Raw genomic sequence first — 24,505 nt, 5'->3', positions numbered from 1 at the left:
CTTTCACATTGGTGATGGAGAAGCTATGAGTTCATCGTGTATAGAAGAAGTCAGAATAAGAAATAACCCGTGGTATCGGATTGTGAACGATATGCTCACGCGAGCAGGGGTAGAAATTAATGGCCCACGCCCCTTCGATATACAGGTTAAGCATCCCGAATTTTTTAAGCGTGTTCTGCAAGAGGGTACACTGGGTCTTGGTGAAAGCTATATGGACGGCTGGTGGGACTGCGAACGACTGGATATTTTTTTCCATAACGCCATTCGCGCCGGACTTGAGCAGCAACTCCCTCACCATTTAAAAGACACGCTACGTGTAGCCGCCGCGCGCTTAGTTAATCTGCAATCCAAAAAACGCGCGTGGATAGTCGGTAAAGAACATTATGATCTGGGCAATGACTTATTTAGCCGTATGCTTGATGAACATATGCAATATTCCTGCGGTTATTGGAAAGACGCTATTACGCTAAGTGATGCACAAAACGCCAAGCTTAAAATGATTTGCGATAAGCTGCATCTTGAGCCAGGAATGACGCTACTTGATATTGGTTGCGGCTGGGGCGGTCTGGCAGAATTTGCTGCCCGGAATTACGGCGTGGCCGTTCACGGTGTAACCATCTCCGCCGAACAACAAAAAATGGCGCAAGAGCGTTGTACCGGGCTTAACGTTAATATTGCGCTGCAAGATTATCGCGAACTGGATATGCAATTTGACCGCATTGTTTCTGTCGGCATGTTCGAACATGTTGGGCCGAAAAACTATGCCACCTATTTTGATGTTGCCGACCGCAACCTAAAACCTGACGGTATTTTCCTGCTGCATACCATTGGCTCGAATAAAACCTTCAATGGTGTTGACCCATGGATAGACAAGTACATTTTCCCTAATGGCTGCCTGCCATCAGTGCGCCAGATTGCCGATGCCAGTGAAGGTCATTTTGTGATGGAAGATTGGCATAATTTTGGCGCCGACTACGACAAAACACTGATGGCATGGCATGAACGCTTCAATAACTTTTGGCCGGAAATTGCAGATAACTATTCAGAACGATTCAAACGCATGTTTAGTTATTATCTGAATGCTTGTGCCGGAGCCTTCCGTGCACGTGATATCCAGCTTTGGCAAGTCGTCTTCACTCGTGGCGTCGAAAACGGTTTACGGGTTCCGCACTGATTTCCACCCCGGCACCGCCGGGGTAAACTCAATCCTCGCAAGCATGTAGCATTTTCTTAACAAAATGTGAGTCTCTTCACGTTTCCTGCGCTCCTTTCTTCACGAGTTTGATCCCGTTAACACTTATCTCTTTATTCATTGGAAACCGGTTTCCATCTTGTTTCACAATCAGTCCACTTTCCAAAAAACAATAGCAAGGATACCGCCATGAGCATGTACCAAAAAATGGTCAATGTGATTGAGCAAAAAGTCACGCCAATGGCAGGAGCAATGGGCTCTCAGCGCCATGTCATCGCTATTCGCGACGGTTTTATCTCCGCCCTTCCGTTTATGATCATCGGTTCATTCTTGTTAGTGTTTATCTTCCCGCCGTTCTCGCCAGACAGCAGTTGGAGTTTCGCGCGATCATGGCTGAATTTCTCTCTCACCTATCGTGAACAGTTGATGTTGCCGTTTAACCTCAGCATGGGGGTGATGACGTTCTTTATTTCTGTCGGTATCGGCGCAAGTCTCGGGAAGCACTATAAGCTCGACCCGATAATGACCGGCTTACTGGCGTTTATGGCCTTTTTACTGGTCGCCGCACCGTATAAAGACGGGCAGATTTCAACGCAGTACTTCTCTGGCCAGGGCATTTTCACCGCGCTGATCACGGCGATTTACGCCAGCGAAATGTACGCGTTCTTAAAACGCCACAACATCACCATCCGTTTGCCGAAAGAAGTGCCGACAGGCGTTGCGCGCTCATTTGAAATTCTGATTCCGGTTGTGGTGATTGTTGCCACCCTGCACCCGCTAAATTTATTTATTGAGTCCACCACAGGGATGATTATTCCCGAAGCGATCATGCATCTGCTGGCGCCGTTAGTATCCGCATCCGACTCGCTGCCGGCGATTTTGATTTCCGTCTTTATTTGCCAGATTTTGTGGTTCGCTGGTATTCACGGCGCGCTTATTGTTACCGGGATTATGAACCCGTTCTGGATGGCGAACCTTTCAGCTAACCAGACCGCTCTGGCTGCGGGCAATGTTCTGCCGCATATCTATTTGCAAGGTTTCTGGGACCACTATCTGTTGATTGGCGGTGTGGGGTCAACGCTGCCACTGGCGTTCTTGCTATTACGTAGTCGTGCGATTCACCTGCGCACCATCGGCAAAATGGGCGTGGTGCCAAGCTTCTTTAATATCAACGAGCCGATTCTGTTCGGCACGCCAATCATCATGAACCCGATGTTCTTCCTGCCGTTTACTTTAGTGCCGATGATTAACGCAACACTTGCTTATATCGCCACCAAATTAGGCTGGGTTGCACAGGTTGTCTCGCTGACACCATGGACCACACCGGCGCCAATTGGTGCTTCATGGGCCGCAAACTGGGCGGTAAGTCCCGTAATCATGTGCCTGATTTGTATGGTCATGTCGGCTGTGATGTATTACCCATTCCTGAAGGCTTATGAGCGCACCCTGCTGAAACAGGATGAAGATCGTAATGCGCAGGAAAGTAACAGCCCGATTACAGCAAACTGATATTTTTTATTGCCTGCCCGGATGGCAGGCACGTCAAACGAGGAACGAAAATGAAATACGTATTTCCTGATAATTTTTGGTGGGGCAGCGCCAGTTCAGCACCGCAAACTGAAGGTGAAACGCTCTCTTTTGGCAAGTCAGCCACCATTTGGGATCAGTGGTTTAAAGAACAACCGACCCGTTTTCATAACGGCGTAGGCCCGGCAGACACCTCCACGTTCTATAAGAACTGGAAGCAAGATATCGCCCTGCTGAAAGAGCTGAATCACAATACTTTCCGTACCTCAATTTCCTGGGCACGCCTGATCCCTGAAGGGCGCGGTGCGGTAAATCAGGAAGCTGTGACCTTCTATAATCAAGTTATTGACGAACTGTTGGCGCAGGGAATTAAGCCATTTATCAACCTGTTCCACTTTGATATGCCGATGGTAATGCAGCAGCAAGGCGGCTGGGAAAACCGTGACGTTGTCACGGCTTATGCTGAATTTGCGAATGTTTGTTTCGAGCTGTTTGGCGACCGCGTGAAGCATTGGTTCACTTTCAATGAGCCAGTTGTACCCGTCGAAGGCGGCTATCTGTACGACTTCCATTACCCGAACGTGGTGGATTTCAAACGTGCAGCCACCGTTGCCTACCACACCATGATCGCCCACTCTCTGGCGGTAAAGGCTTATCACGAGCGTAATGACGGCGGCGAAATCGGTATTATCCTGAACCTCACCCCTTCTTACCCGCGTTCGCAAAACCCTGCGGATGTGAAAGCTGCAAACATTGCTGACCTGATGTTTAACCGCAGCTTCCTTGACCCTGCTTTGCGTGGTGAATATCCGCAAGAGTTGGTGGCCTTATTGAAAGAGCATGGCCAATTGCCTGAATGCCATCCTGGTGACAAAGAGTTGTTGGCGGCAGGTGTCGTCGATTTACTCGGTATCAACTACTACCAGCCGCGCCGCATCAAATGCCGCGATTCACTGGTAAACCCTGACAGTCCGTTTATGCCAGAGTGGTTCTTCGAGTCCTACGAAATGCCAGGCCGCAAAATGAATCCGTATCGCGGCTGGGAAATCTACGAGCAAGGGATTTACGACATTCTCACCAACCTGCGTGAAAATTACGGCAACCCAAATTGCTACATTTCCGAGAATGGCATGGGCGTTGAAAACGAACAGCGCTTCGACGAAAACGGCCAGATTCAGGATGATTACCGCATTGATTTCGTGAGCGATCACTTGAAATGGCTGCATAAAGGCATCAGCGAAGGCAGCAATTGCCTCGGTTATCACATGTGGACGTTTATTGATAACTGGTCCTGGTGCAACGCCTATAAAAACCGTTACGGTTTTGTCTCATTAAACCTTGAGACTCAGCAACGCACCATCAAGAAAAGCGGCGAGTGGTACAGAGCAACCGCCGCAGAAAATGGCTTTAACGATCGTACGTAATCTCAGCATACGGGCCGCAAGGCCCGTTTCTGGCTGAGAAGCAGGAAACTCACACCATGTCGAATATTAATGATGTAGCACGCCTGGCGCAGGTTTCTAAAGCAACCGTTTCGCGTGTTTTAAGCGGCAGTCGCGGCGTGAAAGAAGAGAGTCGCCAGGCCGTTTTACGCGCGGCGGAAATACTTAACTACAAGCCGAATGCTATCGCTCAATCTTTGAGTTCCCAGTCAACTAATTGCATTGGCGTTATCTGCGCAACCGAACATATTCAGCAGTCAACTGGTTATCTACAGGCACTTGAGAAACAGCTTAATCAGCATCAGAAACATTTGCTGTTACGCTTTGCCAATGACCATGACAGTGTGGCCCTTGCAGCTCAGGAGCTTTCAAATGGGTTATGTGATGCATTGGTGGTGGTGGGCGCTCGTTTTCCGTTACCGGAACTTGATGACGAAATCATGTTGATTGATTGCCTAAGCGGCTCACATAACCTCAGTATCCAGTGTGACCATATTTTTGCTGCCGAAACGGCAGTGCATTATTTATGTAATCAAAAGCGGCGACAAATCGCTTTGATTAACTTTGCCAGTGGTGAAGCGGCAGCGCTCACACTTGAAGGTTATCATCAGGCGCTTCACAACCATGTGGTGCCCTTCAACCGCCAACTGGTAATTGACGATGAATCATCGGTGCGCATTGCACTACAACGCTTGATAAACCGTGGAGTGAAGTTTTCTGCGCTGCTGGTCACCGATGATACGCAGGCGCAAGAAGCAGTGATGATGCTCAATCAATACCAGTTAAAAGTACCTGAGCAGGTGATGGTGTTCAGTCTTGACGGCTCAACCCGAATGCCTGGTTCGAATGCTATTCCCGCAATTAAATATCCACTGGAGAGTATTGCCCGTCGGGCGGTAGAGTTGTTGCTTGGTGAACGGCATACCAGTGATTTGGTGCGCGGAAGTTTGTTGATTGCTTAATACAGTCGGATGTCGCTTACGCTAATCCGACCTAACGCTCGAAACTGTAGGGTGGATAAGCCGTAGGCATCATCCACCGTTTCAACCTCACGCCTTCGGTAGTAATGCATCCAAAGTCGCTTCACGCTGCGCCAGCACGCGCTCAACGGTATCTACAATTGCCTGGGTTTGCGGGTCAATTTCGATATTAATACGATTGCCAAGTTTCTTGCTGCCAAGCGTGGTGCGCTCAAGCGTTTCAGGAATTAAATGCACGCAGAAACGCGATGCTGTCACTTCACCCACCGTCAGGCTAATACCATCAATGCCGATATATCCTTTATGCAGGATATATTTCATCAACGTTTTATCGCGCATTTTAAACCAGATTTGGCGGTTATTTTCTGAGGTCAAAATTTTCGCCACTTCGGCGGTGGTCATAATATGACCGGACATAAGATGCCCGCCGATTTCATCATTAAATTTGGCAGCGCGTTCAACGTTGACACTGTCGCCCACCACTAGCTCGCCGAGATTGGTGATGCGCAGCGTCTCTTTCATAAGATCAAAGCTGACGTGGTTGCCATTGATTTCTGTGACAGTCAAACAACAGCCGTTGTGCGCAACCGACGCCCCTGTTTCAAGGCCAGGTAACATCGCATCGGGCATTTCAATGACGTGCGTACGGAAGTTAGGTTTCTCATCAATGGAGACCAGGGTTGCAGTGCCCTGCACAATACCTGTAAACATCGTAAAGCTCCTGGTAATTAAATGGTATTGAACATACCCGTTAGCATTCCAGTTACAGGTAGGCGGCCAGGGAGCAAATCCCAGGAGCTTACTTGAGTAAGTGACTGGGGTTTGTGAGTGCAGCCAACACCCCTGTAGCTCGAAGGATGACGGGTATAATAGATAACGCAACACTTTAACAGTTGGAAAAAATGCTTACCAGCTATCCGCACTACCCCACCATTATTTGGCTGGCGTATTCGTTTTCTGCCGCTACAATAGTCAGGCTAATTCCCCTGCGATTCCTATTTTTCTGCCATTTCTGGCGGTCTTGCTGTCTTTCTAATAACTAAAAATATTCAGGTGTTCAAATGCAGAAGTACATAGTTGAAGCCCGCCAGTTACTCGCACTGGCGATACCCGTGATCCTCGCGCAGATTGCACAAACCTCAATGGGTTTTGTCGATACCGTGATGGCCGGTGGCTACAGCGCAACCGATATGGCCGCTGTGGCAATCGGTACATCCATCTGGCTACCCGCCATTCTCTTTGGTCATGGCTTGTTAATGGCGCTGACGCCAACCGTCGCGCAACTCAACGGTTCAGGCCGTCGTGAGCGTATTGCTCACCAGATTCGCCAGGGCTTCTGGTTGGCGGGATTTGTCTCGGCGCTGATCATGATTGTCCTGTGGAATGCGGGCCATATCATTCATGCGATGAAAAATATCGACCCAGAACTTGCCGATAAAGCCGTGGGTTATTTACGCGCGCTGCTGTGGGGCGTCCCGGGTTATTTGTTCTTCCAAGTGGCACGTAACCAATGTGAAGGACTGGCAAAAACCAAACCCGGTATGGTGATGGGCTTTATTGGTCTGTTGGTCAATATTCCGGTCAACTACATCTTTATTTACGGCCACTTTGGCATGCCAGAACTTGGCGGTGTAGGTTGCGGTGTAGCAACTGCTGCGGTGTATTGGGTGATGTTTTTCTTCATGATTTCTTATGTGCGAAAAGCACGCTCAATGCGCGATTTAAAATTGCCAAAAGGCTTTATCAAGCCCGACTGGAAAGTTATATATCGCCTGACCCAACTAGGCCTGCCGATTGCCCTGGCTCTGTTCTTTGAAGTGACACTGTTTGCGGTTGTCGCACTGCTGGTCGCACCATTGGGGATTGTTGACGTTGCAGGTCACCAGATAGCCCTGAACTTCAGCTCGCTGATGTTCGTTTTGCCGATGTCGCTTTCAGCGGCAGTCACTATCCGCGTGGGCTTCCGTCTGGGCCAGGGTTCAACACTCGATGCGCAAACCGCCGCCTGGACAGGCATTGGTGTTGGTATGTGCATGGCAACCCTCACTGCTATCTTCACCATCGTGATGCGTGAGCACATCGCCCTGCTCTACAACAGCAATCCGGAAGTTGTCGCGCTGGCGGCGCACCTGATGTTACTGGCGGCGGTTTACCAGCTTTCCGATTCCGTGCAGGTTATCGGCAGCGGTGTGCTACGTGGTTATAAAGATACACGCTCCATTTTCTTTATAACGTTTATCGCCTACTGGGTGCTGGGATTGCCAAGCGGCTATATTCTTGCACTCACTGATTGGGTTGTTGAACCGATGGGGCCAGCAGGATTCTGGACCGGTTTTATCATCGGTCTGACGTCTGCTGCGATTATGATGATGCTGCGGATGCGTTGGTTGCAACGTCAGCCTTCAATCACTATTTTGCAGCGCGCCGCACGATAAACCCGAATAGCCGCCGCTTTGGCGGCTATTTTTCCAGCGGGTTGCACAGATGCGCAGCAAACGAGTGAAATATGGAAGAAAATTGCGGTTTAAAGCTTGCAAGGCTCGGGGGCTGCCGCTAATATTCGTCCCCGTTGTCACAGACAACACAGTGCGTCCGTAGCTCAGTTGGTTAGAGCACTACCTTGACATGGTAGGGGTCGGTGGTTCGAGTCCACTCGGACGCACCATTATAAGTTTTACCGCAACAAATAGTGCGTCCGTAGCTCAGTTGGTTAGAGCACCACCTTGACATGGTGGGGGTCGGTGGTTCGAGTCCACTCGGACGCACCATTCATAAAGAAACATTCAAAGCTTTATCTCTCCGGTCATAAAACCCTAACTAATCCAGCTATATTTCGACTGCTCTACTCAATTCCTATTAAAACTCTTTTCTTAGTATCTCTGATTTTTGTTGCTTACCAGAGCAATAAAGACAATGTGTTACTAATGCTCCAGGCAACATTCACAAGATGACTAAATGAGGCTGGAGCCGAAAGATAGCCTCATTGGGCTACCCTTTTTGTTTAATCAGCACGTAGCGGTTGAGCAGCTGATTCAGATGCATATCAGTCTGAGTAGTCAATGCCTGTGATGGAGTCTCATCAAGCTGCCGTAACTGCTCTTCCACAGGAATCGTTTTGTTGAACGACTGTTGGATGCCAAACACCATCGTCTTAAGCTCACTGACCGTCATGTATTTGCCATGCTGCTCGTCCAATCCGTTCAGGCGGCTAGCGAGTTGCTGGAGTTGCTCCATTCCCTGATGCCAGTCATTCATTTTTTCCGGCGGCAGTGCTGACTCCTTTAATTGCTGCTGCCAGCGTGAGGATATTTGCAGCGCAAGCGGTGTTTTTGGCCACAATGCCTTTACCTGCCCAACGAGCTGATTACCATAATTCAGCGCCCAGTCTGGTTGGAGCATAGTGAGCTGTTTCAATCGCTGCTCTACCGCCTCGGGATAAGCGTTATCGCTAAGCCATTCGGGTTTCTTCTGCTGTAAACTTTGGATTTTCCCGGCCGAAAGAGCTGCTGGCCATGGCGCGATAGATGCCTGTAACTGAGCCAATTCAGGATCTTGTCGATGCATATAATTCCAACCGTACAGCGACATCCCACCGACCACCAGCATAGTGACGACCCCAGAAATAAATGGCTTCCACGGTTTTACCGGCACAGAAATACTCACGGTTTCGCCCTTCGCTTGCGGCTCTGCCTGAGCAACGTACACCCATGTTGTGCGCGAACTGTTACTTGCTGTCGTTGCACAAGTGTTCGCTGGCAGGACAATACCTGTAGTAGTCGCGTCGTTGTTACCTGCTTTAACATCACTATTTTCCAGCCGTATGGCCGCCGCCTGTAACTGGTTACGTAATACGTCCATCTGGCTTAAATGTTTTAGCTCCAGGCGTTGCAGCACATCACCCAGATTTGCGAGGTGTTTTTCTGCCTGATAAAGCTCGCCGAGATCAGCATATTCCAACGTAAAACTACGAACCATCTGCTGCACTCTTTGGCTTAAACCGCTGAGAACTTCCATCCGTGCATGCGTGGCTTGCGGCCATATTGCGCCCCACTGGTGGGTAATCAGCGCCACCACTATCGCCAGTCCTTCATTTAGCCCATAAAGCCCAGCAAGACGAGTGCGCGCCTGGGTGTACCAGGCCGCCGTCTGAAGGTCTACGCCGTTACGCTCAAACAAATTCAGGCACAACGTTTCCACAAGCTGCCAGTTCACATCCGGCCGAGCCGGATGAGTAAGTTTGCTCAGTTCTTCGCGCAGTGCCGCAAAATCGGCAAGCCCACGCGGGTCGCCGCCGGTTTTCAGCGTGTGTGGGTTTTTATCATTCATGGTTTTATTCTTGAGAAGAGGAAAAGAGAACGAACCCACTACATCCGGGTAGTGGTATTGAGGTAGTTCTGCTGTTTAAGATGGCGGATAAGCACCCGCCCTTCCGGCATAAAATCAGTGCCATAGCGCACCAGACCAATACCCTTCAACTCAGCATCAATGGCATAAGCCAGTTCACCCGGCATTTTTTGCTCAAGCAGCGTAATCGTCAGGCTTTTTAGACGTGGCTCGTATTTCAACAGCACGCTGGAAAGTGTGTTCATCAACTGGTGCGCGGTCCCCGGCAAACCCTGCAGAATTTTGCTCATATCTGGCAGACCATAATCCGGCAAGTGGCTTAATGTCCCCTGGCGGGCATTGAGAATGCGCTGCATATTGTCGAGTACCGAGAGAATGACCTGGTTTTGCTCGCTGACCTGATGGAGCTCAAGACCACCGGTGAAGTTCCCCGTGAGCATTTCATAAAGCGAAGGCTGCGCCATATTATTTATCCTTCAACGCGGTCAGTGTCATACCCTGGTTATTCAGCTCAATCTGGCGCGCGTTTTCCGGGTCCAGGTCATCGCGGCTTAATACCACACGCCAGGTGTCGTTGGTAAAATCCGGAGCCAGGAACATCCCCGCCACCGCTACAAACTGAGCTTTCTCATCCAGCGGCACATCAATAGTTACAGCCGCTCCCGGGCGAATACGGATATCCTTTTCGGTGATTAAATCAGCCTTAATCGCCTGGCTGTCGTCAGCAAATAGCGACGGATAATCCGTACCATCAAAAACCTTGCGGTCTTTTAACTGATAGATACGCACCACCATGGCCAACGGTGCGCCACCTGCGTTGTTGTTGATCGCGTCACGCGCTGTGATATCCAGATGCAGCATTTTTACCTGCTTATAAAAAATGGATTTCGTCATAGCCACAGTGCTATCGCTCACTTTCTGAGTCAGGCCACAGCCACTCAAGGTGGCAACTATTGCCAGCGGAAGTAGCACGCCATATTTTTTACCAGCGATAATCGCCATGCTCATCGGTATCCCTCCGGTTAAGGTTTTCCTGAACGCGCTGATAGCGACCCAGGTTAATAGTGATCAGTTCATCTTTATGATGCGTTGTGATGTCACGCGCTGCGCGCATCACCGCAGTTCTGCCGAGCAGTACGCCACTGTGCTGTGGCTGGCAGGAGAGTTGTGCATCCGGCAGCAAACTGCGCAGCACCGAAAGCTGAAAACGCACATTTAGCCGCGAGCCAAGATAGACCTGCAACAGTGCCTGCAAATCTGTGTACAGTTGCCCGCCTGGCAGCCATTCATGGGCTTCGTCGGCATTGTTTGTCTGCAGTCTCAGTAGCACCTGGCTATTCACATCAAGCGCGTGGCTGCCCATAACCGGGCTGTTGCTCATACTGACAGGATTACGCGCACTCATTGCAAGCTGCTTACGCAGCGGAATACGGCAGCGATCATGAGCAATTACACGCGCTTTGGTATCCGGAGCCAATAACTGCACAAGCGCGATAATCCCTTCGCTGGTACGGGTCGGCAAACGCATCATGCCGGTCAGCGCAAGAAAACGAGAAACAGGCGTGGCGATATTCCCCGCGCAGCCTTTAATTCCCAGGCCGCACAAACTCAGTAGATAGCGAGATGTTCTGTCCGTACCACCAGGAGCGAAGGTGGCCGGATAAGAGTATTTACGCCAGATGCGGTAGTGTTGGGTGATTAACCGGTGATTAAAAATATCCAGAAAATCGCTGACCGCCTCATGTCCATCGCGGCGCTGAGTAATATCGTCGATATAGGCAGTAGGCAGCGGTGACTCCACACCATACAGCCCCATAAAAGTGGTGCGGATAGTAGGCGGTAGATGCGCTTGTTCCGGTATTTCCACTCGCTTAAATTCACTGGCCGGAAACCCCATGCCCGGATGAGGACGAAAACGCACCGGGTCATGTTTAACCTCCCAGTGGCTTCCCAGGGCTGGCGCTTCAGGCTGGCTGCGCTCCAGTAGCTGGCAAAAACGATAAAACTGGGTATAGGGCAGTTTATCCTGGAGCTGTGCGATTAACCGGGCAGACGCTGGTTGTGATTCTCGTTCCATCGGATACATTTCCCGGCAGGCTGGACAATAAGGGTGAGCTGATTAAACAGGTGAATATCGGCATACAGTGCAAGGAAGCGGTTGAGCATTTCACCAAACAGGTGGATATCACCCTCACCTGTAAAGCCATTGCTATCCAGCGTCACTTCGATATCAAGACCGCGTAGCAAGAAGCCTTTTTCAAAACGCTGAATCTGGTGATGCTGAACTTCAAGAATGGCGTCCAGACGGCGGTTATTGAGTTCATCGCCCTGCCAGTTGTACAACTCTAGCGTGCCACGCAACACTTCAGCGCTGCTCATCAGGTTCAGATAACTCGAACCCAGATGACTCAGCACACGCCACTGGAAACTGTCTTCAGCGGGAGGATACGACGGCAAAGTTGGTTTACAGAGATTGCGAACTTTCAGCGGTGTTTGCAGTACGACCTCGCAACGATCAAGCAATGTGCTCTGAAGTGCTTTACGCGGTAACTGGCCATTGGTGCCGGTGATTTTTAGCGAGACAGGTTCGCGGGAAATCAGTTTATCTGCTTCCCACATCTCACCGCCGAGAATAAGCCATGTGTCATGCAACCCGGTAACACCTCGCCTCACACGAGTATGGAAGTAACGCTCCGGTGCATGGCGGCGCTGCATTCCCCCCCGATGGCGGAAACTGGTAAACGGGACATAAGTTGCGTCCGATGTTCGGTTTGAACCGGTCACGGAATCCACGGAGTAAATCTCAGTATGCCCGTCCTGCAGGCGGCGTGGACGCAACAGGTATTCATTTTCCAGACCGTTGATAATCAACGGGTCCGCTTCAAGTGAGAACAGGTTTACCACCGGCACGCAGTGCAGCATCAGGGCATCATCCGTCACCGGTAAATCGCTCGGCCACTGACTGTTTAACACCACTTCGATATCCAGATGCGTGATTCCGGCAGGCAATGTCACGGTTTCCAGACCATTGAGATGCACAAACATAAACTTCTCGCGGAAGGTGAAATACTCCAGCAGTAGCTGATACCCACTGAATGCGCTTTCCCCTTTTGGCCACAGTAAGTCTTCATCGGCAAATCCGCCGGGTGAAAACCAGCCATCCACTTTTATGCGACCTGTCTGATTAGGCAGGCGCAAATAAAATGCCGCCTGCCGACGAGTTAGCGCCAGATGTAACGCGCTACTTACCGCCGCTTCACCCGACAGATAGAAACACAGACGCTTCAAATCCACCTGTGCCCAGTCAGCCTGCGTGCTGCATGCGAGACGCAGGCGTAACACAGAGCGTCCATCAGGTTCCGTTGTCATCACCACTTTTGAAACTTCAAGCGGGTTCAACACCATATCGCGCGTGGTGCGGTACTGGCAGACGGTTTTCTTCGGCCCAACTGGTCGAGAATAAACTTCCATACCAACAGGTACCGTTTCGGCCATTTTCATCGCCGGAACATCTGGTGTGAGCGCCACAATCGCAAGCGATGGAATGGTACGCAGATAATGGGGCCACAACATGCTCACCAACCCTTCGGTAAGTTCCGGAAGGTCGTCATCAATTTTTTCGCGCAGCCGCCCCATTGAGAAGGCGAAACCTTCGAACAGGCGCTCAACGTAAGGATCGGGAATACCGGGCTTATCGAGATCGAGCATTGCTGCCCTGTCAGGGTGAGTTTGTGCAAATTCTTTTGCCGCATCGCGCAGATAGCGCATTTCGGCATCGTAATAACGCAGGGTTTGGTCTTTCATATGTGCACTCTTAAATAAACGCTATGACGGCTGTCTAACCAATTAAAAAATAAAGATCAGTTATAGATGTCTATGAAGCATATAGTTCAAAAGTCTTCCAAACTGGAAACATCAGTGTAGTTTGATGGTTTTTATTATCTCATCCCAGACCGCCAAAATCCCGGCGTCCGTTATATTTTCATTGGTTCCTTTTTGTTCCCATTTCAAATTTAAAAATAAAACAGGTTTACTCTCTGATGCCTGCTGACCATTAATAAGAAAATAAAAATCAAATTCCTCTTTCTTTTCATGATTGTTACTTTTAGCCAGCCATTCTTGTACATGTAGATTACTAATATCCTTCTCCCCTTTTCTGATAACATACCCACCATTATCATGAATGGAAGATTCAGCGTAACGCCTGAATGAAAGCAAACTTTCACTATCAGGATCATAGTTTCTGGACTCAAGGGTTACAGACAACTGAGGGTTGTCATTTGATGCCAGATTAACCACGATATCTTGTTGGACACCACTCAGCACTGATATATCCAGGAAACCATTTGGGATACATAAACCAGAGAATGAATTAGGTAGCCCATCATCGCGCCCATGAATATGAGCTATGAGATTATTTAATTCAATCAGCTTTTTAGGAATATTATTGGCATATAGTGCAGGGTATTCATTTCTGTATTTATCATAACGGGTGCTTTCTCCATTCCGGCCATTCATCTCTAACAAAAAAGCTGTGTTATCTTTGTAAAAATGCGCCTCCAGAATTCTGGCAGAGTCAGGTACCGAAACAGATTCCATTCTTTCAAAAACAATACCTTTCATACCACTTCCAAGTGGGTGTATTGCTTTCAGGTAATCACCATTATTAGGATCTATCGGACTGGTTTGTTTAAGCTCATTCTCGCGCAGCCGGATTCGCTGCTCAAAAGCAGGATAATACATACGTTTACTGGTAAGAGTACTGCCATCAAAACGAACAACGGGTTTTGTTTTTTCATCCAGCACCATACCATCAGGCAGTTCAATATTATAATTACCAATACAGTATGTTTTTCTATTTTTTAGTATTGTATCCACTGCTCTTTTCTCCTGAGTATCCAGAACCACGGTTTTCTGTTGTTTTTCTGTCAAGGTATGCCAGGTATAATACGCACTACCTACCAGCATAACTGTACCAACAATGGCAGCCTGTAATTTTATTCTCATTATTTATATGCCAGTGAAGTTTCATTTATTGACTGTGTTATTTTAACCACTGCGCGTAATACAAAATTCCTGGCCTTCTCGCTATCCTTATAGGCAGGTTCATGACCAACCGATACCTCCAGACAAGATTTAAGGTAATCAAACGGAATATGTCCTGAACGGAACGGAACAGTACCATCTCCTGGTTCTTCCGGTAGTGACATCTGGAATGTATTCAAAAAATGGATTGACTCTTGATTATAAGCAACAACCCCACTAGTCTGGCGGGTATAAGATATATCAGTAAGTACAGCTAATGGTGCATCCAATATATAATCCATGTGCTCTTTAGTTTCTACTAAAGGTGATGCCGCATGCCATTTCACATCTCCATAAGAAAGAAATGAATCACCACCACTGTAAAATGCATAAGTGTTTTTATGATACTTACTTTGTAAATCGTTAATAACCGGTTGCACTTTTTCAGTCAATATAGAGAAATACGACTCCCAATCTTTATCCATCTGAATTTTATTATGTGTCGTGTTATTTGGATTAATTAAATGGTCTTCACATAAGCTCCACCATTTCCCCCGTACTGAATAGATATCTTCAAAGGGTTCGGTTTCTGGTTTGCTGCATATTTGGTTCCCGGCTTTGAACTTTAACCAATGCATTCCATATTCAACACTGGGTAATAACTGTAAAGGTCCAGGCGACTGAGACAAAACAGCGGTCATTTCGGCAGCATTTTCTCCGAGAATTTTGGCTCCAATTGCGTTAGTAATACTATCGGTTTCTGTTTTTCCCATAGCTGTCGTCGCCATATGTGAAACAACACCATTCCCTTCAGCCCCTGATTTCATTCGGGTGTAGGTTGCCGCCGCACCAATAGAAGGCATAACACCATGCACAATACCCAGAATATTTTGTTCACCACTCAAATATTGTGAATAATATCGTGCAACTAGTCCACCCATTGAATGGGTGATAATGATTACTTTTTCACACTTTTTTCCTTTTGCCAGATAATCATTTTTTATTTCCGTAATTCGGTTCTTCAGCCTCTCGGCAGATACAGCATTAGAATCAAGCCAGTTATACCCACAGGCATGAACTGGGTATAAATATTTATAGCTCAACGCAACTTCATCTTTCGTTAAAGGGGTTTCATTCCAGTCAGCTTGTAAATCGACGGAGATTAATTTATCGCGTACTCCCCCCTGACAAGAATCAAAGTCATTCAATGCTCCCTGTAGCCAGATAAGAAATTCACCATAGCTCATCCAGGCAACTTCGCCCCAGTATCTGTTTCGTCTGCTGGGGAATAAGGCATTATCAGTCTCATCTTCATGGTCAATGAATCCCCCATCATCCACTTCCGTAACGTTTGGCGAAAGCAGATTTCTCCTCATGGTTGCCCCTCGCCCTAGCCACCAGAGCAGAGTATTACTGCTATCCAGACGCCACAAATCGCCAGGGACTTTGTATTTTTGCTTTACCGCCTTCAGATTTGTTCCCATTACTCCAGGGACAAATACTACCGGAATAATGCGATCTGGAGTTTTATAACAAACGCCCGTCAGGTTTGTATCAGTTGCACCGGTTACTATGGAATAACTGTAATTTCCATTCTCATCTAGAATCGGTGGCGGTATAATTATATTTAAAGATTGTGACATAAATTATCCTTCTTACTGTGGGAGTAAATATAACCTTTGCCATAAATAAGACACGAAAACATCTATTTCATTAATTTATAATAATATTATTTTAGCCGTACAATAATAGTGCCCGAACTGGCTCAATAGTGATTTACCACGCCAGTAGGCTTTCCATTTCACCCTGAAGGTGGGATTTATCCGTATCCGCTCGCCCCGCTTTCATGCGCAGCAGCCATGCCAGCAATATTATCCACGTTTATCAGTAAGCATTGGGTCGGTAACGTATTGTACTCACCAGTTTGTCCCAGATTTCCACCATCTGAGCTTCAGAATATTTACTCAGTTTATCCGTATTACTTAGTCCCACACTCAACCTGGGTTTTGTCAGGGAGGCAATGGATTCGTTAGCATATAAAGTAAAATCGTACGTCGGGAATAATCCGTCAATGCTGTTACTTGCCTGCATTCCGCCACTCAACCATTCCTGTGCCGGTATCCCTCCGGGATGTAGCTCGCCATATTTAATCGTATGATGATGAGCTTCTTCCAGCTCCTCCTTAATGGCTGCGCTTCGGCTTAACAAAGTATTTTCAGAACCTATATAGGTGTTATTCATATACACGCCAACAATAAAGTCATCAGTTTCATAACTGAATGTTACTTTTTCTTGTTGTTTACCCCCTTCATCCTTGATAAAACCATCTGGTATACAGACACCTTTATCAACAGGAATTTCCTCATCCTTACGCCCGCTTAAACGTGAAATCAAAGACTTCATTGCCGATAATGTTGCCGGTTTAATGTTTGCCTCAGCTTCTGTAAAACCTTGGCTTATATATTGATTTTTTTTCTTCAGGTTTTTTGGATCTGAATAATCACGAATTTTAGCTGTAATAATAAATGCCGTCATGCCAGAATACACATGCGCTTCAAGCTTCCTGTATATGTCTGGTGTGCCTAGCTCATTATAATCAAAAATAACCCCTTTTTCATCGGATAGGCGAATTGTTTCCTTCAAAGAAGAGGGGTATTTAGTCTTGCTTATCTTATTCTTCGTCTGATCACTTAATTCCTGTTCTCTTAACCTAGTCCGTTGTTCAAAAGAGGGTAGATACAACCGCTGGGTTTCAATTTTAAAATCGTCAATAAAAACCATATCCTTAAGTTTATTATTAAATGACTGAGGTACATCAATAAGATAACGCCCGATACACTGAGGTTTGGTCTGTGCGAATAATGTATCAATCATTACATCGTCCTTATGAGTTAATGCATTTGCTGATGTGATTTGTACAATAAATAATATTGCTGGAACTACTAGCATATTCATACATAATTTCGTTTGGGCTTTTAGTCTGGTTGTCAAGGGGAAGGTACCTCCTGCACCATTTTTACAATTGCCCGCAGCGTAAACTGGACTGCCGGGCGTTTAGCAATGTCTGCCATATTTTCAACATCATAAGCTTCCTGGTGACCGACATTGGTAGCGAGCACGCCTTTTATTCCGCTATGAGCGCGAATGATATTTAGTGATTCTATCGGGACGGTTCCGTCACCGGGTGTCTTCGATGAGGTTAGCTGGTATTTCTGTGACTTATTATAAGGCAGTGGAATATCGCGATAATCATTTGGTATTTTGTGGTCACTTTCATGGCTATTTTTAGGGTAGGAAATGGATGTTTTTATCCAGGCCAGTGAACCATCTGAGTTAATTTTCTTTCCATAAAATAGATAAGTATTGGAGTGATATACATCGTCAAGTTCTTCAATAAAAGGGAGTACAGTATTTTGAATTAGATCATTATATTCAGACCAGTTTTTATCACTGCTGGTTCTATCCTTATCAAGGATATCAGACTCATAAAGCCGCCACCACAGGGTTTTATTAAGATAAATTTCACTGAATGGATCTGCCGTTTTTGGCAATCGCAAATCACTACCATCCGTTCCTCCCCCTTCGATTGTTAACCAGGGTGCACCATTGATATATTTGGCTGATGGCAATAATTGTAATGGTGCAGGTGCCCGTGCTAAAACTGGCATTAACTCGGTGGCTGATTTTCCCAGTACAATCCCGGCGCCCCCTTCTTGTTTGGCGCCAATTTTCATTCTGCGGTACGCTGCTGGTGAGCCGAGATCCGGAATGACTCCGTGGACAATACCCAAAATCTTATCTTTGCAACCTAGTACCTCTGATGCATAGCGTGCAACCAAGCCTCCCATTGAATGGGTCACAAGAATGACCTTTTCTACCGCCAGGCCATGTCCTTGCAAATGCTTATAAGTCTCCAGCACTTCATCAATATAGTTAATCAGTTTTTCTGCAGACTTTTTATTATCCTCGAGCCAGTTATAACCAAATACATGCACCGGAAATAAAAATTTCTCAAAGTGATTGCATTCGTCTGTTGTTAAAAAAACACCTTCAATTTCTTTGGTCGCAGCAGGGTTATTTATCAGTTGGCTAAGTATGCCATCCCCTAAAGCACAACCACCTTGATCAGGTAATCGTTTGATTAGATCCTTTTGCCAGTCATCCAGTAATGCGCCTTGCAAAACAGTCAGAAACGACCCATAGCAAAAAGAGAGTGCCGCCCCCCATTTTCGCGCTTTGCGGCTGGGGAATATACCCCCTTCATCCGAGATGGGGGAATATACCGTCTTGTTGATATCCCCACGATCATCGACCTGTGTACTATCAGGGTTTAGTAATTCACGTCGAGCCTTGCCATCTTTTGTCGCCCATCCAAAATAAGTGTCAACTATATTATCTCCGCGCCAAATTTCGTCATCGTACCCCTCTTCATTAGTCATTAAGTTCGTCCCCATTACCCCGGGGAGAAATATAACGGGAATCGCTTTTGTCGGTGGTTTAAGGAGCTTTGATTTAGCATTTTTAGAAACTTCCTGAAGCGATATTCCTTCCCAGAAAACATTGCCGTTTTCGTCCCATTGCGGAAGGTGGCAGGTGAAGTTGTCATTTGACATGGCCGTTGTCCTTATTTTAAAAGATGGAGGCGATGACCTGATTAAGGCCAATAGCATTTATGCCACTCGGTTGCTTGAGGTTCTGTTATCCGCCCCCCTGTGAACCGTCCCGGAAAACCGGTGGGTGTTGAATGTGAAAACAGTGTGCTTATTGCATGATTTATAGGCGCTAGTGTTGATTCCATTACCGCTACATCCGCATGGAATGGTGGTTTGCATTTAAGTCTAGTTATCATAACTAAGCACCTCCTGTGCCATGTTTTAGCGTGGCTCAATAAGCATTTGGGTGGTAACGCAACGAACTTACCAGCCGATCCCAGATTTCAACCATCTGAGATTCAGAGTATTTACTCAGCTTATCCGTATTACCGAACTCCACGCTAAGCCACGGTTTTGTTGGGCTGGCGATAGTTTCGTTGGCATATAAAGTAAAATCATACGCTGGGAATTTCCCTTTTATGCTGTTACTTTCTTGCATTCCTGCACTCAGCCACTCCTGAGCAGGTATTCCACCCGGCTGTAGTTCTCCATATTTAACCGTATGGTAGTGAGCTTTTTCTTGTTCTTCCTTAATGGCCTCACCGCGACTTAATAATGTACTACTTGACCCGACATAGGTGTTATTCATATACATGCCAAAAATAAAGTCCGGGTTTCCAAAACTGAATGTCACTTTTTCCTTCTGCTTCTCACTATTATCTTTAATAAAACCATCCGGAATACAGACGCCTTTATCGACAGGGATTTCGTCATCTTTACGCCCGCTTAATCTTGAAATCAAAGATTTCATCGCCGATAACGTTGCTGGTTTGGTGTTCGTTTCAGCCTCTGTAAAACCCGCACTCAAATATTCATCCTTTCTCTCTTTATTTTTTGGATCAGAGTAATCATTTATCTCAGTAGTAATCATAAATGCCGTCATGCCGGAATAAATATGTGCCTCTAATTTCCTGTATGTATCAGGTGTACCGAATTCATTGTAATCAAAAATAACTCCATTTGCATCAGGTAGATGAATTACCTCCTTCAAAGAGGCAGGGTATTTACTCTTGCCTTTCTTATTTTGTATCGGATTATATAATTCCTGCTCCCTTAACTTGATCCGTTGTTCAAAAGAAGGGCGATATAACCGTTGGCTTTCAATTTTAAATTCATCGATAAACACCATATCCTTAAGGATGTTATTAAAAGATTCCGGTACATCAATCAGATAGCGCCCAATACACTGCGGTTTGGTATGCGAGAATAATATTTGTGCGATGACATTATTCTTCTTGTTTAATTCAGTTGCCTGTGTGGGAAGGGTGAGAAAAATAATTACTGTCACAGTAATTAGGTTTACAAAGGATCGTGTTTTATATTTTCGTCTGGTGGTCATAGAAAAGGTACCTCCTGTACCCTGTTGACACTTGCTCGTAGCGTTAGCTCAAAAGCTGGTAGCAACCATGCCAGCAATATTATCCACGTTTATCAGTAAGCATTGGGCCGGTAGCGTATTGTACTCACCAGTTTGTCCCAGATTTCCACCATCTGAGCTTCAGAATACTGACTCAGCTTATCCGTATTACCGAACTCCACGCTAAGCCACGGTTTTGTTGGGCTGGCGATAGTTTCGTTGGCATATAAAGTAAAATCGTAATCCGGGAATTTCCCTTTTATGCTGTTACTTTCTTGCATTCCTGCACTCAGCCACTCCTGAGCAGGTATTCCCCCCGGCTGTAGTTCTCCATATTTAACCGTATGGTAGTGAGCTTTTTCCTGCTCTTCCTTAATATCCTCACCTCGACTTAGTAATGTACTATTTGACCCAGCATAGGTGTTATTCATATATACTCCAAAAATAAAGTCCATGTTTTCAAAACTGAATGTCACTTTTTCTTGCTGCGTCTCACCATTATCTTTAATAAATCCATCAGGAATACAGACCCCTTTATCGACAGGGATATCTTCATCTTTGCGTCCGCTTAATCTTGAAATCAAAGATCTCATCGCCGATAACGTTGCTGGTTTGGTGTTTGACTGCTCCTCTGTAAAGCCCAGACTTAAGTACTCACTCTTTCTCTCCTTATTTTTGGGAGCAGAATAATCACGAATATCAGCTGTAATAACAAATGCTGTCATCCCCGAATAGACATGAGCTTCCAACTGGCGATAGCTATCTGGCGTACCGGGTTCATTACGATCAAAAATCACCCCTTTCTCATCAGGCAGTCGAACTACTTCTTTTAGAAAAGGAGCATCTATAGGATCGTTACCCGGTTTATTCGTTGAATCATGTAATTCCTGCTCTCTTAACTTGATCCGTTGTTCGAAAGCTGGTTGATATAATCGCTGGCTTTCAATTCTAAAATCATCGATGAAAACCATATCATTGAGCTTATTATTAAGCGATTCCGGCACATCAATCAGATAACGCCCGATACACTGAGGTTTGGTATGCGAGAATAATGTTTCAGCAATGGCATTATTCTTCTTGTTTAATTCAGTTGCCTGTGTGGGAAGGGTGAGAAAAATAATTACTGTCACAGTAATTAGGTTTACAAAGGATCGTGTTTTATATTTTCGTCTGGTGGTCATAGAAAAGGTACCTCCTGTACCCTGTTGACACTTGCTCGTAGCGTTAGCTCAAAAGCTGGTAGCAACCATGCCAGCAATATTATCCACGTTTATCAGTAAGCATTGGGCCGGTAGCGTATTGTACTCACCAGTTTGTCCCAGATTTCCACCATCTGAGCTTCAGAGTAGCGAGTGTTTTTATAGATACTACTTAACTCTACATTGGTCCATGGTTTGTTAGGTGCAGCAATGGATTCATTGGAAAATAAAATAAATGAATATAAAGGGGCAGTTTTATCACCTTCATCTGATAGAGACTGCACCCCGCGAAACAACCATTCTTGAGAAGGTATGCCCCCGGGTGACAACTCATTTTTTCTAATAGTCTGCTTGCCTAATGAATGTGCCGATTCATTGATGTTATCGCTGCGACTAAAAAACGTATCATCCGATTTTTTTATGGTATTATCTATTTTCATCCCGAATGAAAAATCATCATTGACATATCTGAATGTTAACTTTTCTTTTTGAATACCTCCATTATCCTTAATAAAACCATCAGGAATACAGACCCCTTTATCGACAGGGATTTCGTCATCTTTACGCCCGCTTAATCTGGAAATCAATGATCTCATCGCCGATAATATGACTGGTTTGGTGTTTGACTGAGCCTCTGTAAAGCCCAGACTTAAGTACTCACTCTTTCTCTCCTTATTTTTGGGAGCAGAATAATCACGAATATCAGCTGTAATAACAAATGCTGTCATCCCCGAATAAACATGAGCTTCCAACTGGCGATAGCTATCTGGCGTACCGGGTTCATTACGATCAAAAATCACCCCTTTCTCATCAGGCAGTCGAATCACTTCTTTTAGAAAAGGACCGTCTATCGAATCGTTACCCGGCTTATTAGTCGAATCATATAATTCTTTCTCCCTTAATTGGATCCGTTGTTCAAAAGAAGGGCGATATAATCGTTGGCTTTCAATTTTAAATTCATCGATAAACACCATATCCTTAAGGATGTTATTAAATGATCCCGGTACATCAATCAGATAGCGCCCAATGCACTGAGGTTTGGTTGTGGAAAACAGAGTTTGTGTCATCGAGTCATCCTTGTGAACTAATGTAGAAGCCAGTGTGCTTTGTGTAATTAATAATATGCCTGCTATTACCAGCGAGCAGATGCATAATTTCAGTTTATATTTAATTTTCGAGATCATGATGAAGGTACCTCCTGTACCATTTTTGCAATAGCTCGCAGGGTAAACTGCACTGATGGCCGCTCCATAATATCCGCCATATTCTCAACATTATAGGCTTCCTGATGACCCACATTTGTGGCAAGCACACTTTTGATTGCGCTAAAACGACGAATAATACTCAATGATTCAACCGGGACGGTACCATCGCCGGGTGTGGCTGATGATTTTAGCTGATACAGTTGGGATTTATTAAAACTCCCTGGGACGTCACGATGATCGTTAGGCAGTTTTTTATCACTTTTGAGAGTGTTTTTTGAATACGTGATTGACGTTTTCTTCCACGTCAGTGACCCATCGGAACCAATTTCATTTCCATAAAAAAGAAACGTATTGGGATGGTAAGTACCATCTAATTTTTTTATAAAAGGCTCTACTTTCTTATAAATCAGATCGCTATATTCAGACCAATTATTTTCTATAGTTGCTTTATCCTTATCAATAATATCTGATTCATACAATCGGAACCATTCCTTCTGATTAAGATAAATTTCCTTAAATGGATTTCCTTCTTTTGGTAATCTTAAATCACTGCCATCTGCTTCCCCCCCTTTTATCGTTAGCCAGGGAGCACCATTGATATATTTGGCTGATGGCAGTAACTGCAATGGTGCGGGAGCGCGGGCTAACACTGGCATTAACTCGGTCGCCGATTTGCCTAATACAATGCCCGCAGCCCCTTCCTGCTTGGCCCCTATTTTCATTCGTCGGTACGCTGCCGGTGAGCCAAGATCGGGGATCACTCCGTGCACGATACCCAATATTTTATCCTGGCAGCCTAAGAGTTGTGAGGCATAGCGAGCAACCAGTCCCCCCATTGAATGGGTTACAAGAATGACTTTCTCTACTGCCACACCATGGCCGTGAAGGTGTTTATAAGTCTCGATCACTTTATCAATATACTCGGCCAGTGATGCCGCTGATTGCTTGTTATCCTGCAGCCAGTTATAGCCAAAAACATGCACCGGAAATAAAAATTTCTTAAACTGATCCAGTTCGCTGCGGGTTAAAACGGCTTCACCGGCTTCCTCGGTACCCAGTGGTTTTTCCAGTAGTTGGCTTAGTGTGCCACTCCCAACGACACAACCGCCTTGATCCGGCAATCCTTTTATGAGGTCTTTTTGCCAGTCATCCAGTAATGCACCTTGCAAAACGCTTAAAAAATCCCCGTAACAAAATGCCAGCGCCTCTCCCCATTTCCGTTCTTTACGGCTCGGAAACAGCTTTCCTTCATCGGAGATGGGAGAGTATAGGTTGTTATTGATTTTTCCGCGGTCATCAACTTGTGTACTATCAGGGTTTAGTAGTTTTCGCCGAGCTTCCCCACCAAGTGTTGCCCATCCAAAATAAGTACTTACTTCACTATCTCCTCGCCAAATAGCACTATCTTCACTTGTAGTGTCGCTAGTCATTAAATTCGTCCCCATTACGCCAGGGAGAAATATTACCGGGATCGCTTTTGTCGGAGGTTTAAGAAGTTTAACTTTGGCATCTTTAGAGATTTGTTGTAGCGAAAATCCGTTCCAGAAAACGTTTCCGTTCTCATCCCATTGAGGTAGCTGGC

The 24,505-nt window shown here is 46.1% G+C and carries 19 protein-coding genes and 2 tRNA genes; 7 read left to right on the top strand and 14 right to left on the bottom strand.

Annotated features, from left to right (window positions below; all coding sequences use genetic code 11):
• Positions 1-25 precede the first annotated feature (25 nt).
• The 4 genes from cfa to GC128_RS20520 all read left to right on the top strand — a co-directional run bounded on the left by cfa (position 26) and on the right by GC128_RS20520 (position 5,123).
• On the top strand, positions 26-1,174 hold the full coding sequence (cfa, locus tag GC128_RS20535) for a cyclopropane fatty acyl phospholipid synthase (RefSeq protein ID WP_151995850.1): 1,149 nt from the start codon (positions 26-28) through the stop codon (positions 1,172-1,174).
• A gap of 207 nt (positions 1,175-1,381) precedes the next feature.
• Positions 1,382-2,701 (top strand): PTS sugar transporter subunit IIC, encoded by a 1,320-nt coding sequence (locus tag GC128_RS20530; protein WP_151995849.1) that lies wholly within the window; start codon positions 1,382-1,384, stop codon positions 2,699-2,701.
• 50 nt (positions 2,702-2,751) lie between these two features.
• Complete coding sequence (locus GC128_RS20525) at positions 2,752-4,143, top strand: glycoside hydrolase family 1 protein (protein ID WP_151995848.1); 1,392 nt, start codon at positions 2,752-2,754, stop codon at positions 4,141-4,143.
• A 56-nt stretch (positions 4,144-4,199) separates the two neighbouring features.
• Positions 4,200-5,123: a LacI family DNA-binding transcriptional regulator gene (locus GC128_RS20520; RefSeq protein ID WP_151995847.1), complete on the top strand. Its 924-nt coding sequence runs from the start codon at positions 4,200-4,202 to the stop codon at positions 5,121-5,123.
• An 87-nt stretch (positions 5,124-5,210) separates the two neighbouring features.
• On the opposite strand, the gene GC128_RS20515 is transcribed toward GC128_RS20520, so the two are convergent.
• Positions 5,211-5,852: a riboflavin synthase gene (locus GC128_RS20515; RefSeq protein WP_064511775.1), complete on the bottom strand. Its 642-nt coding sequence runs from the start codon at positions 5,850-5,852 to the stop codon at positions 5,211-5,213.
• A gap of 350 nt (positions 5,853-6,202) precedes the next feature.
• Between GC128_RS20515 and mdtK the strand changes: the two genes are divergently transcribed.
• The 3 genes from mdtK to GC128_RS20500 all read left to right on the top strand — a co-directional run bounded on the left by mdtK (position 6,203) and on the right by GC128_RS20500 (position 7,909).
• Entirely contained in the window at positions 6,203-7,576 is a 1,374-nt protein-coding gene (gene mdtK / locus GC128_RS20510; RefSeq protein ID WP_064511776.1) for an MdtK family multidrug efflux MATE transporter, read from the top strand.
• A 153-nt stretch (positions 7,577-7,729) separates the two neighbouring features.
• Positions 7,730-7,806 (top strand) — tRNA-Val (locus GC128_RS20505).
• A 26-nt stretch (positions 7,807-7,832) separates the two neighbouring features.
• Positions 7,833-7,909 (top strand) — tRNA-Val (locus GC128_RS20500).
• A 220-nt stretch (positions 7,910-8,129) separates the two neighbouring features.
• Here the strand turns inward: GC128_RS20500 and GC128_RS20495 are convergent.
• The 13 genes from GC128_RS20495 to GC128_RS20435 all read right to left on the bottom strand — a co-directional run.
• Entirely contained in the window at positions 8,130-9,467 is a 1,338-nt protein-coding gene (locus GC128_RS20495) for a VasL domain-containing protein (RefSeq protein ID WP_151995846.1), read from the bottom strand.
• A gap of 38 nt (positions 9,468-9,505) precedes the next feature.
• Positions 9,506-9,949, bottom strand: coding sequence for a type VI secretion system baseplate subunit TssE (gene tssE / locus GC128_RS20490; protein WP_151995845.1), 444 nt, complete (start codon positions 9,947-9,949; stop codon positions 9,506-9,508).
• Between the two features lies 1 nt (position 9,950).
• Positions 9,951-10,487, bottom strand: a complete 537-nt coding sequence (gene tssJ / locus GC128_RS20485) for a type VI secretion system lipoprotein TssJ (protein WP_151995913.1) — start codon at positions 10,485-10,487, stop codon at positions 9,951-9,953.
• Positions 10,468-11,571, bottom strand: a complete 1,104-nt coding sequence (tssG, locus tag GC128_RS20480; RefSeq protein ID WP_226812223.1) for a type VI secretion system baseplate subunit TssG — start codon at positions 11,569-11,571, stop codon at positions 10,468-10,470. Before tssG ends, tssJ begins: the two co-directional genes overlap by 20 nt.
• Positions 11,526-13,289 (bottom strand): type VI secretion system baseplate subunit TssF, encoded by a 1,764-nt coding sequence (gene tssF / locus GC128_RS20475; protein WP_151995843.1) that lies wholly within the window; start codon positions 13,287-13,289, stop codon positions 11,526-11,528. Before tssF ends, tssG begins: the two co-directional genes overlap by 46 nt.
• 111 nt (positions 13,290-13,400) lie before the next feature.
• The gene (locus GC128_RS20470) at positions 13,401-14,492 is read right to left on the bottom strand and encodes a T6SS immunity protein Tli4 family protein (RefSeq protein WP_151995842.1); all 1,092 of its coding nucleotides are present in this window, start codon (positions 14,490-14,492) and stop codon (positions 13,401-13,403) included.
• Positions 14,492-16,153, bottom strand: coding sequence for an esterase/lipase family protein (locus GC128_RS20465; RefSeq protein WP_151995841.1), 1,662 nt, complete (start codon positions 16,151-16,153; stop codon positions 14,492-14,494). The genes GC128_RS20470 and GC128_RS20465 overlap by 1 nt, the downstream gene beginning before the upstream one ends.
• 241 nt (positions 16,154-16,394) lie before the next feature.
• Positions 16,395-17,465 (bottom strand): T6SS immunity protein Tli4 family protein, encoded by a 1,071-nt coding sequence (locus GC128_RS20460; protein ID WP_151995840.1) that lies wholly within the window; start codon positions 17,463-17,465, stop codon positions 16,395-16,397.
• A 32-nt stretch (positions 17,466-17,497) separates the two neighbouring features.
• A complete protein-coding gene (locus GC128_RS20455) occupies positions 17,498-19,123 on the bottom strand; it encodes a lipase family alpha/beta hydrolase (RefSeq protein ID WP_151995839.1) in 1,626 nt (541 codons plus the stop codon).
• Between the two features lie 271 nt (positions 19,124-19,394).
• Complete coding sequence (locus GC128_RS20450) at positions 19,395-20,501, bottom strand: T6SS immunity protein Tli4 family protein (protein WP_193216292.1); 1,107 nt, start codon at positions 20,499-20,501, stop codon at positions 19,395-19,397.
• A 92-nt stretch (positions 20,502-20,593) separates the two neighbouring features.
• Positions 20,594-21,700, bottom strand: a complete 1,107-nt coding sequence (locus tag GC128_RS20445; protein ID WP_193216291.1) for a T6SS immunity protein Tli4 family protein — start codon at positions 21,698-21,700, stop codon at positions 20,594-20,596.
• A gap of 92 nt (positions 21,701-21,792) precedes the next feature.
• Positions 21,793-22,785 (bottom strand): T6SS immunity protein Tli4 family protein, encoded by a 993-nt coding sequence (locus tag GC128_RS20440; RefSeq protein ID WP_193216290.1) that lies wholly within the window; start codon positions 22,783-22,785, stop codon positions 21,793-21,795.
• Between the two features lie 113 nt (positions 22,786-22,898).
• The coding region (locus GC128_RS20435) for a lipase family alpha/beta hydrolase (RefSeq protein ID WP_226812222.1) at positions 22,899-24,505 on the bottom strand (1,607 nt) is incomplete at its 5' end.

The sequence above is a fragment of the Buttiauxella massiliensis genome (genome assembly GCF_902500225.1).
Lineage (GTDB): Bacteria > Pseudomonadota > Gammaproteobacteria > Enterobacterales > Enterobacteriaceae > Buttiauxella > Buttiauxella massiliensis.
The sequence above is the reverse complement of the archived record's forward strand: the minus strand, read 5'-3'. Positions and strand labels throughout refer to the sequence as shown.

Bases quoted from the DNA above. Each gene is read 5' to 3' on its own strand.
- GC128_RS20515 (WP_064511775.1), bottom strand. From the start codon at position 5,852: ATGTTTACAGGTATTGTGCAGGGCACTGCAACCCTGGTCTCCATTGAT.
- mdtK (WP_064511776.1), top strand. From the start codon at position 6,203: ATGCAGAAGTACATAGTTGAAGCCCGCCAGTTACTCGCACTGGCGATA.
- GC128_RS20530 (WP_151995849.1), top strand. From the start codon at position 1,382: ATGAGCATGTACCAAAAAATGGTCAATGTGATTGAGCAAAAAGTCACG.
- GC128_RS20440 (WP_193216290.1), bottom strand. From the start codon at position 22,785: ATGACACAAACTCTGTTTTCCACAACCAAACCTCAGTGCATTGGGCGC.
- GC128_RS20465 (WP_151995841.1), bottom strand. From the start codon at position 16,153: ATGTCACAATCTTTAAATATAATTATACCGCCACCGATTCTAGATGAG.
- GC128_RS20460 (WP_151995840.1), bottom strand. From the start codon at position 17,465: ATGAATATGCTAGTAGTTCCAGCAATATTATTTATTGTACAAATCACA.
- GC128_RS20520 (WP_151995847.1), top strand. From the start codon at position 4,200: ATGTCGAATATTAATGATGTAGCACGCCTGGCGCAGGTTTCTAAAGCA.
- GC128_RS20445 (WP_193216291.1), bottom strand. From the start codon at position 21,700: ATGACCACCAGACGAAAATATAAAACACGATCCTTTGTAAACCTAATT.
- tssE (WP_151995845.1), bottom strand. From the start codon at position 9,949: ATGGCGCAGCCTTCGCTTTATGAAATGCTCACGGGGAACTTCACCGGT.
- tssG (WP_226812223.1), bottom strand. From the start codon at position 11,571: ATGTATCCGATGGAACGAGAATCACAACCAGCGTCTGCCCGGTTAATC.
- GC128_RS20455 (WP_151995839.1), bottom strand. From the start codon at position 19,123: ATGTCAAATGACAACTTCACCTGCCACCTTCCGCAATGGGACGAAAAC.
- tssJ (WP_151995913.1), bottom strand. From the start codon at position 10,487: ATGGCGATTATCGCTGGTAAAAAATATGGCGTGCTACTTCCGCTGGCA.
- GC128_RS20495 (WP_151995846.1), bottom strand. From the start codon at position 9,467: ATGAATGATAAAAACCCACACACGCTGAAAACCGGCGGCGACCCGCGT.
- tssF (WP_151995843.1), bottom strand. From the start codon at position 13,289: ATGAAAGACCAAACCCTGCGTTATTACGATGCCGAAATGCGCTATCTG.
- GC128_RS20470 (WP_151995842.1), bottom strand. From the start codon at position 14,492: ATGAGAATAAAATTACAGGCTGCCATTGTTGGTACAGTTATGCTGGTA.
- GC128_RS20450 (WP_193216292.1), bottom strand. From the start codon at position 20,501: ATGACCACCAGACGAAAATATAAAACACGATCCTTTGTAAACCTAATT.
- cfa (WP_151995850.1), top strand. From the start codon at position 26: ATGAGTTCATCGTGTATAGAAGAAGTCAGAATAAGAAATAACCCGTGG.
- GC128_RS20525 (WP_151995848.1), top strand. From the start codon at position 2,752: ATGAAATACGTATTTCCTGATAATTTTTGGTGGGGCAGCGCCAGTTCA.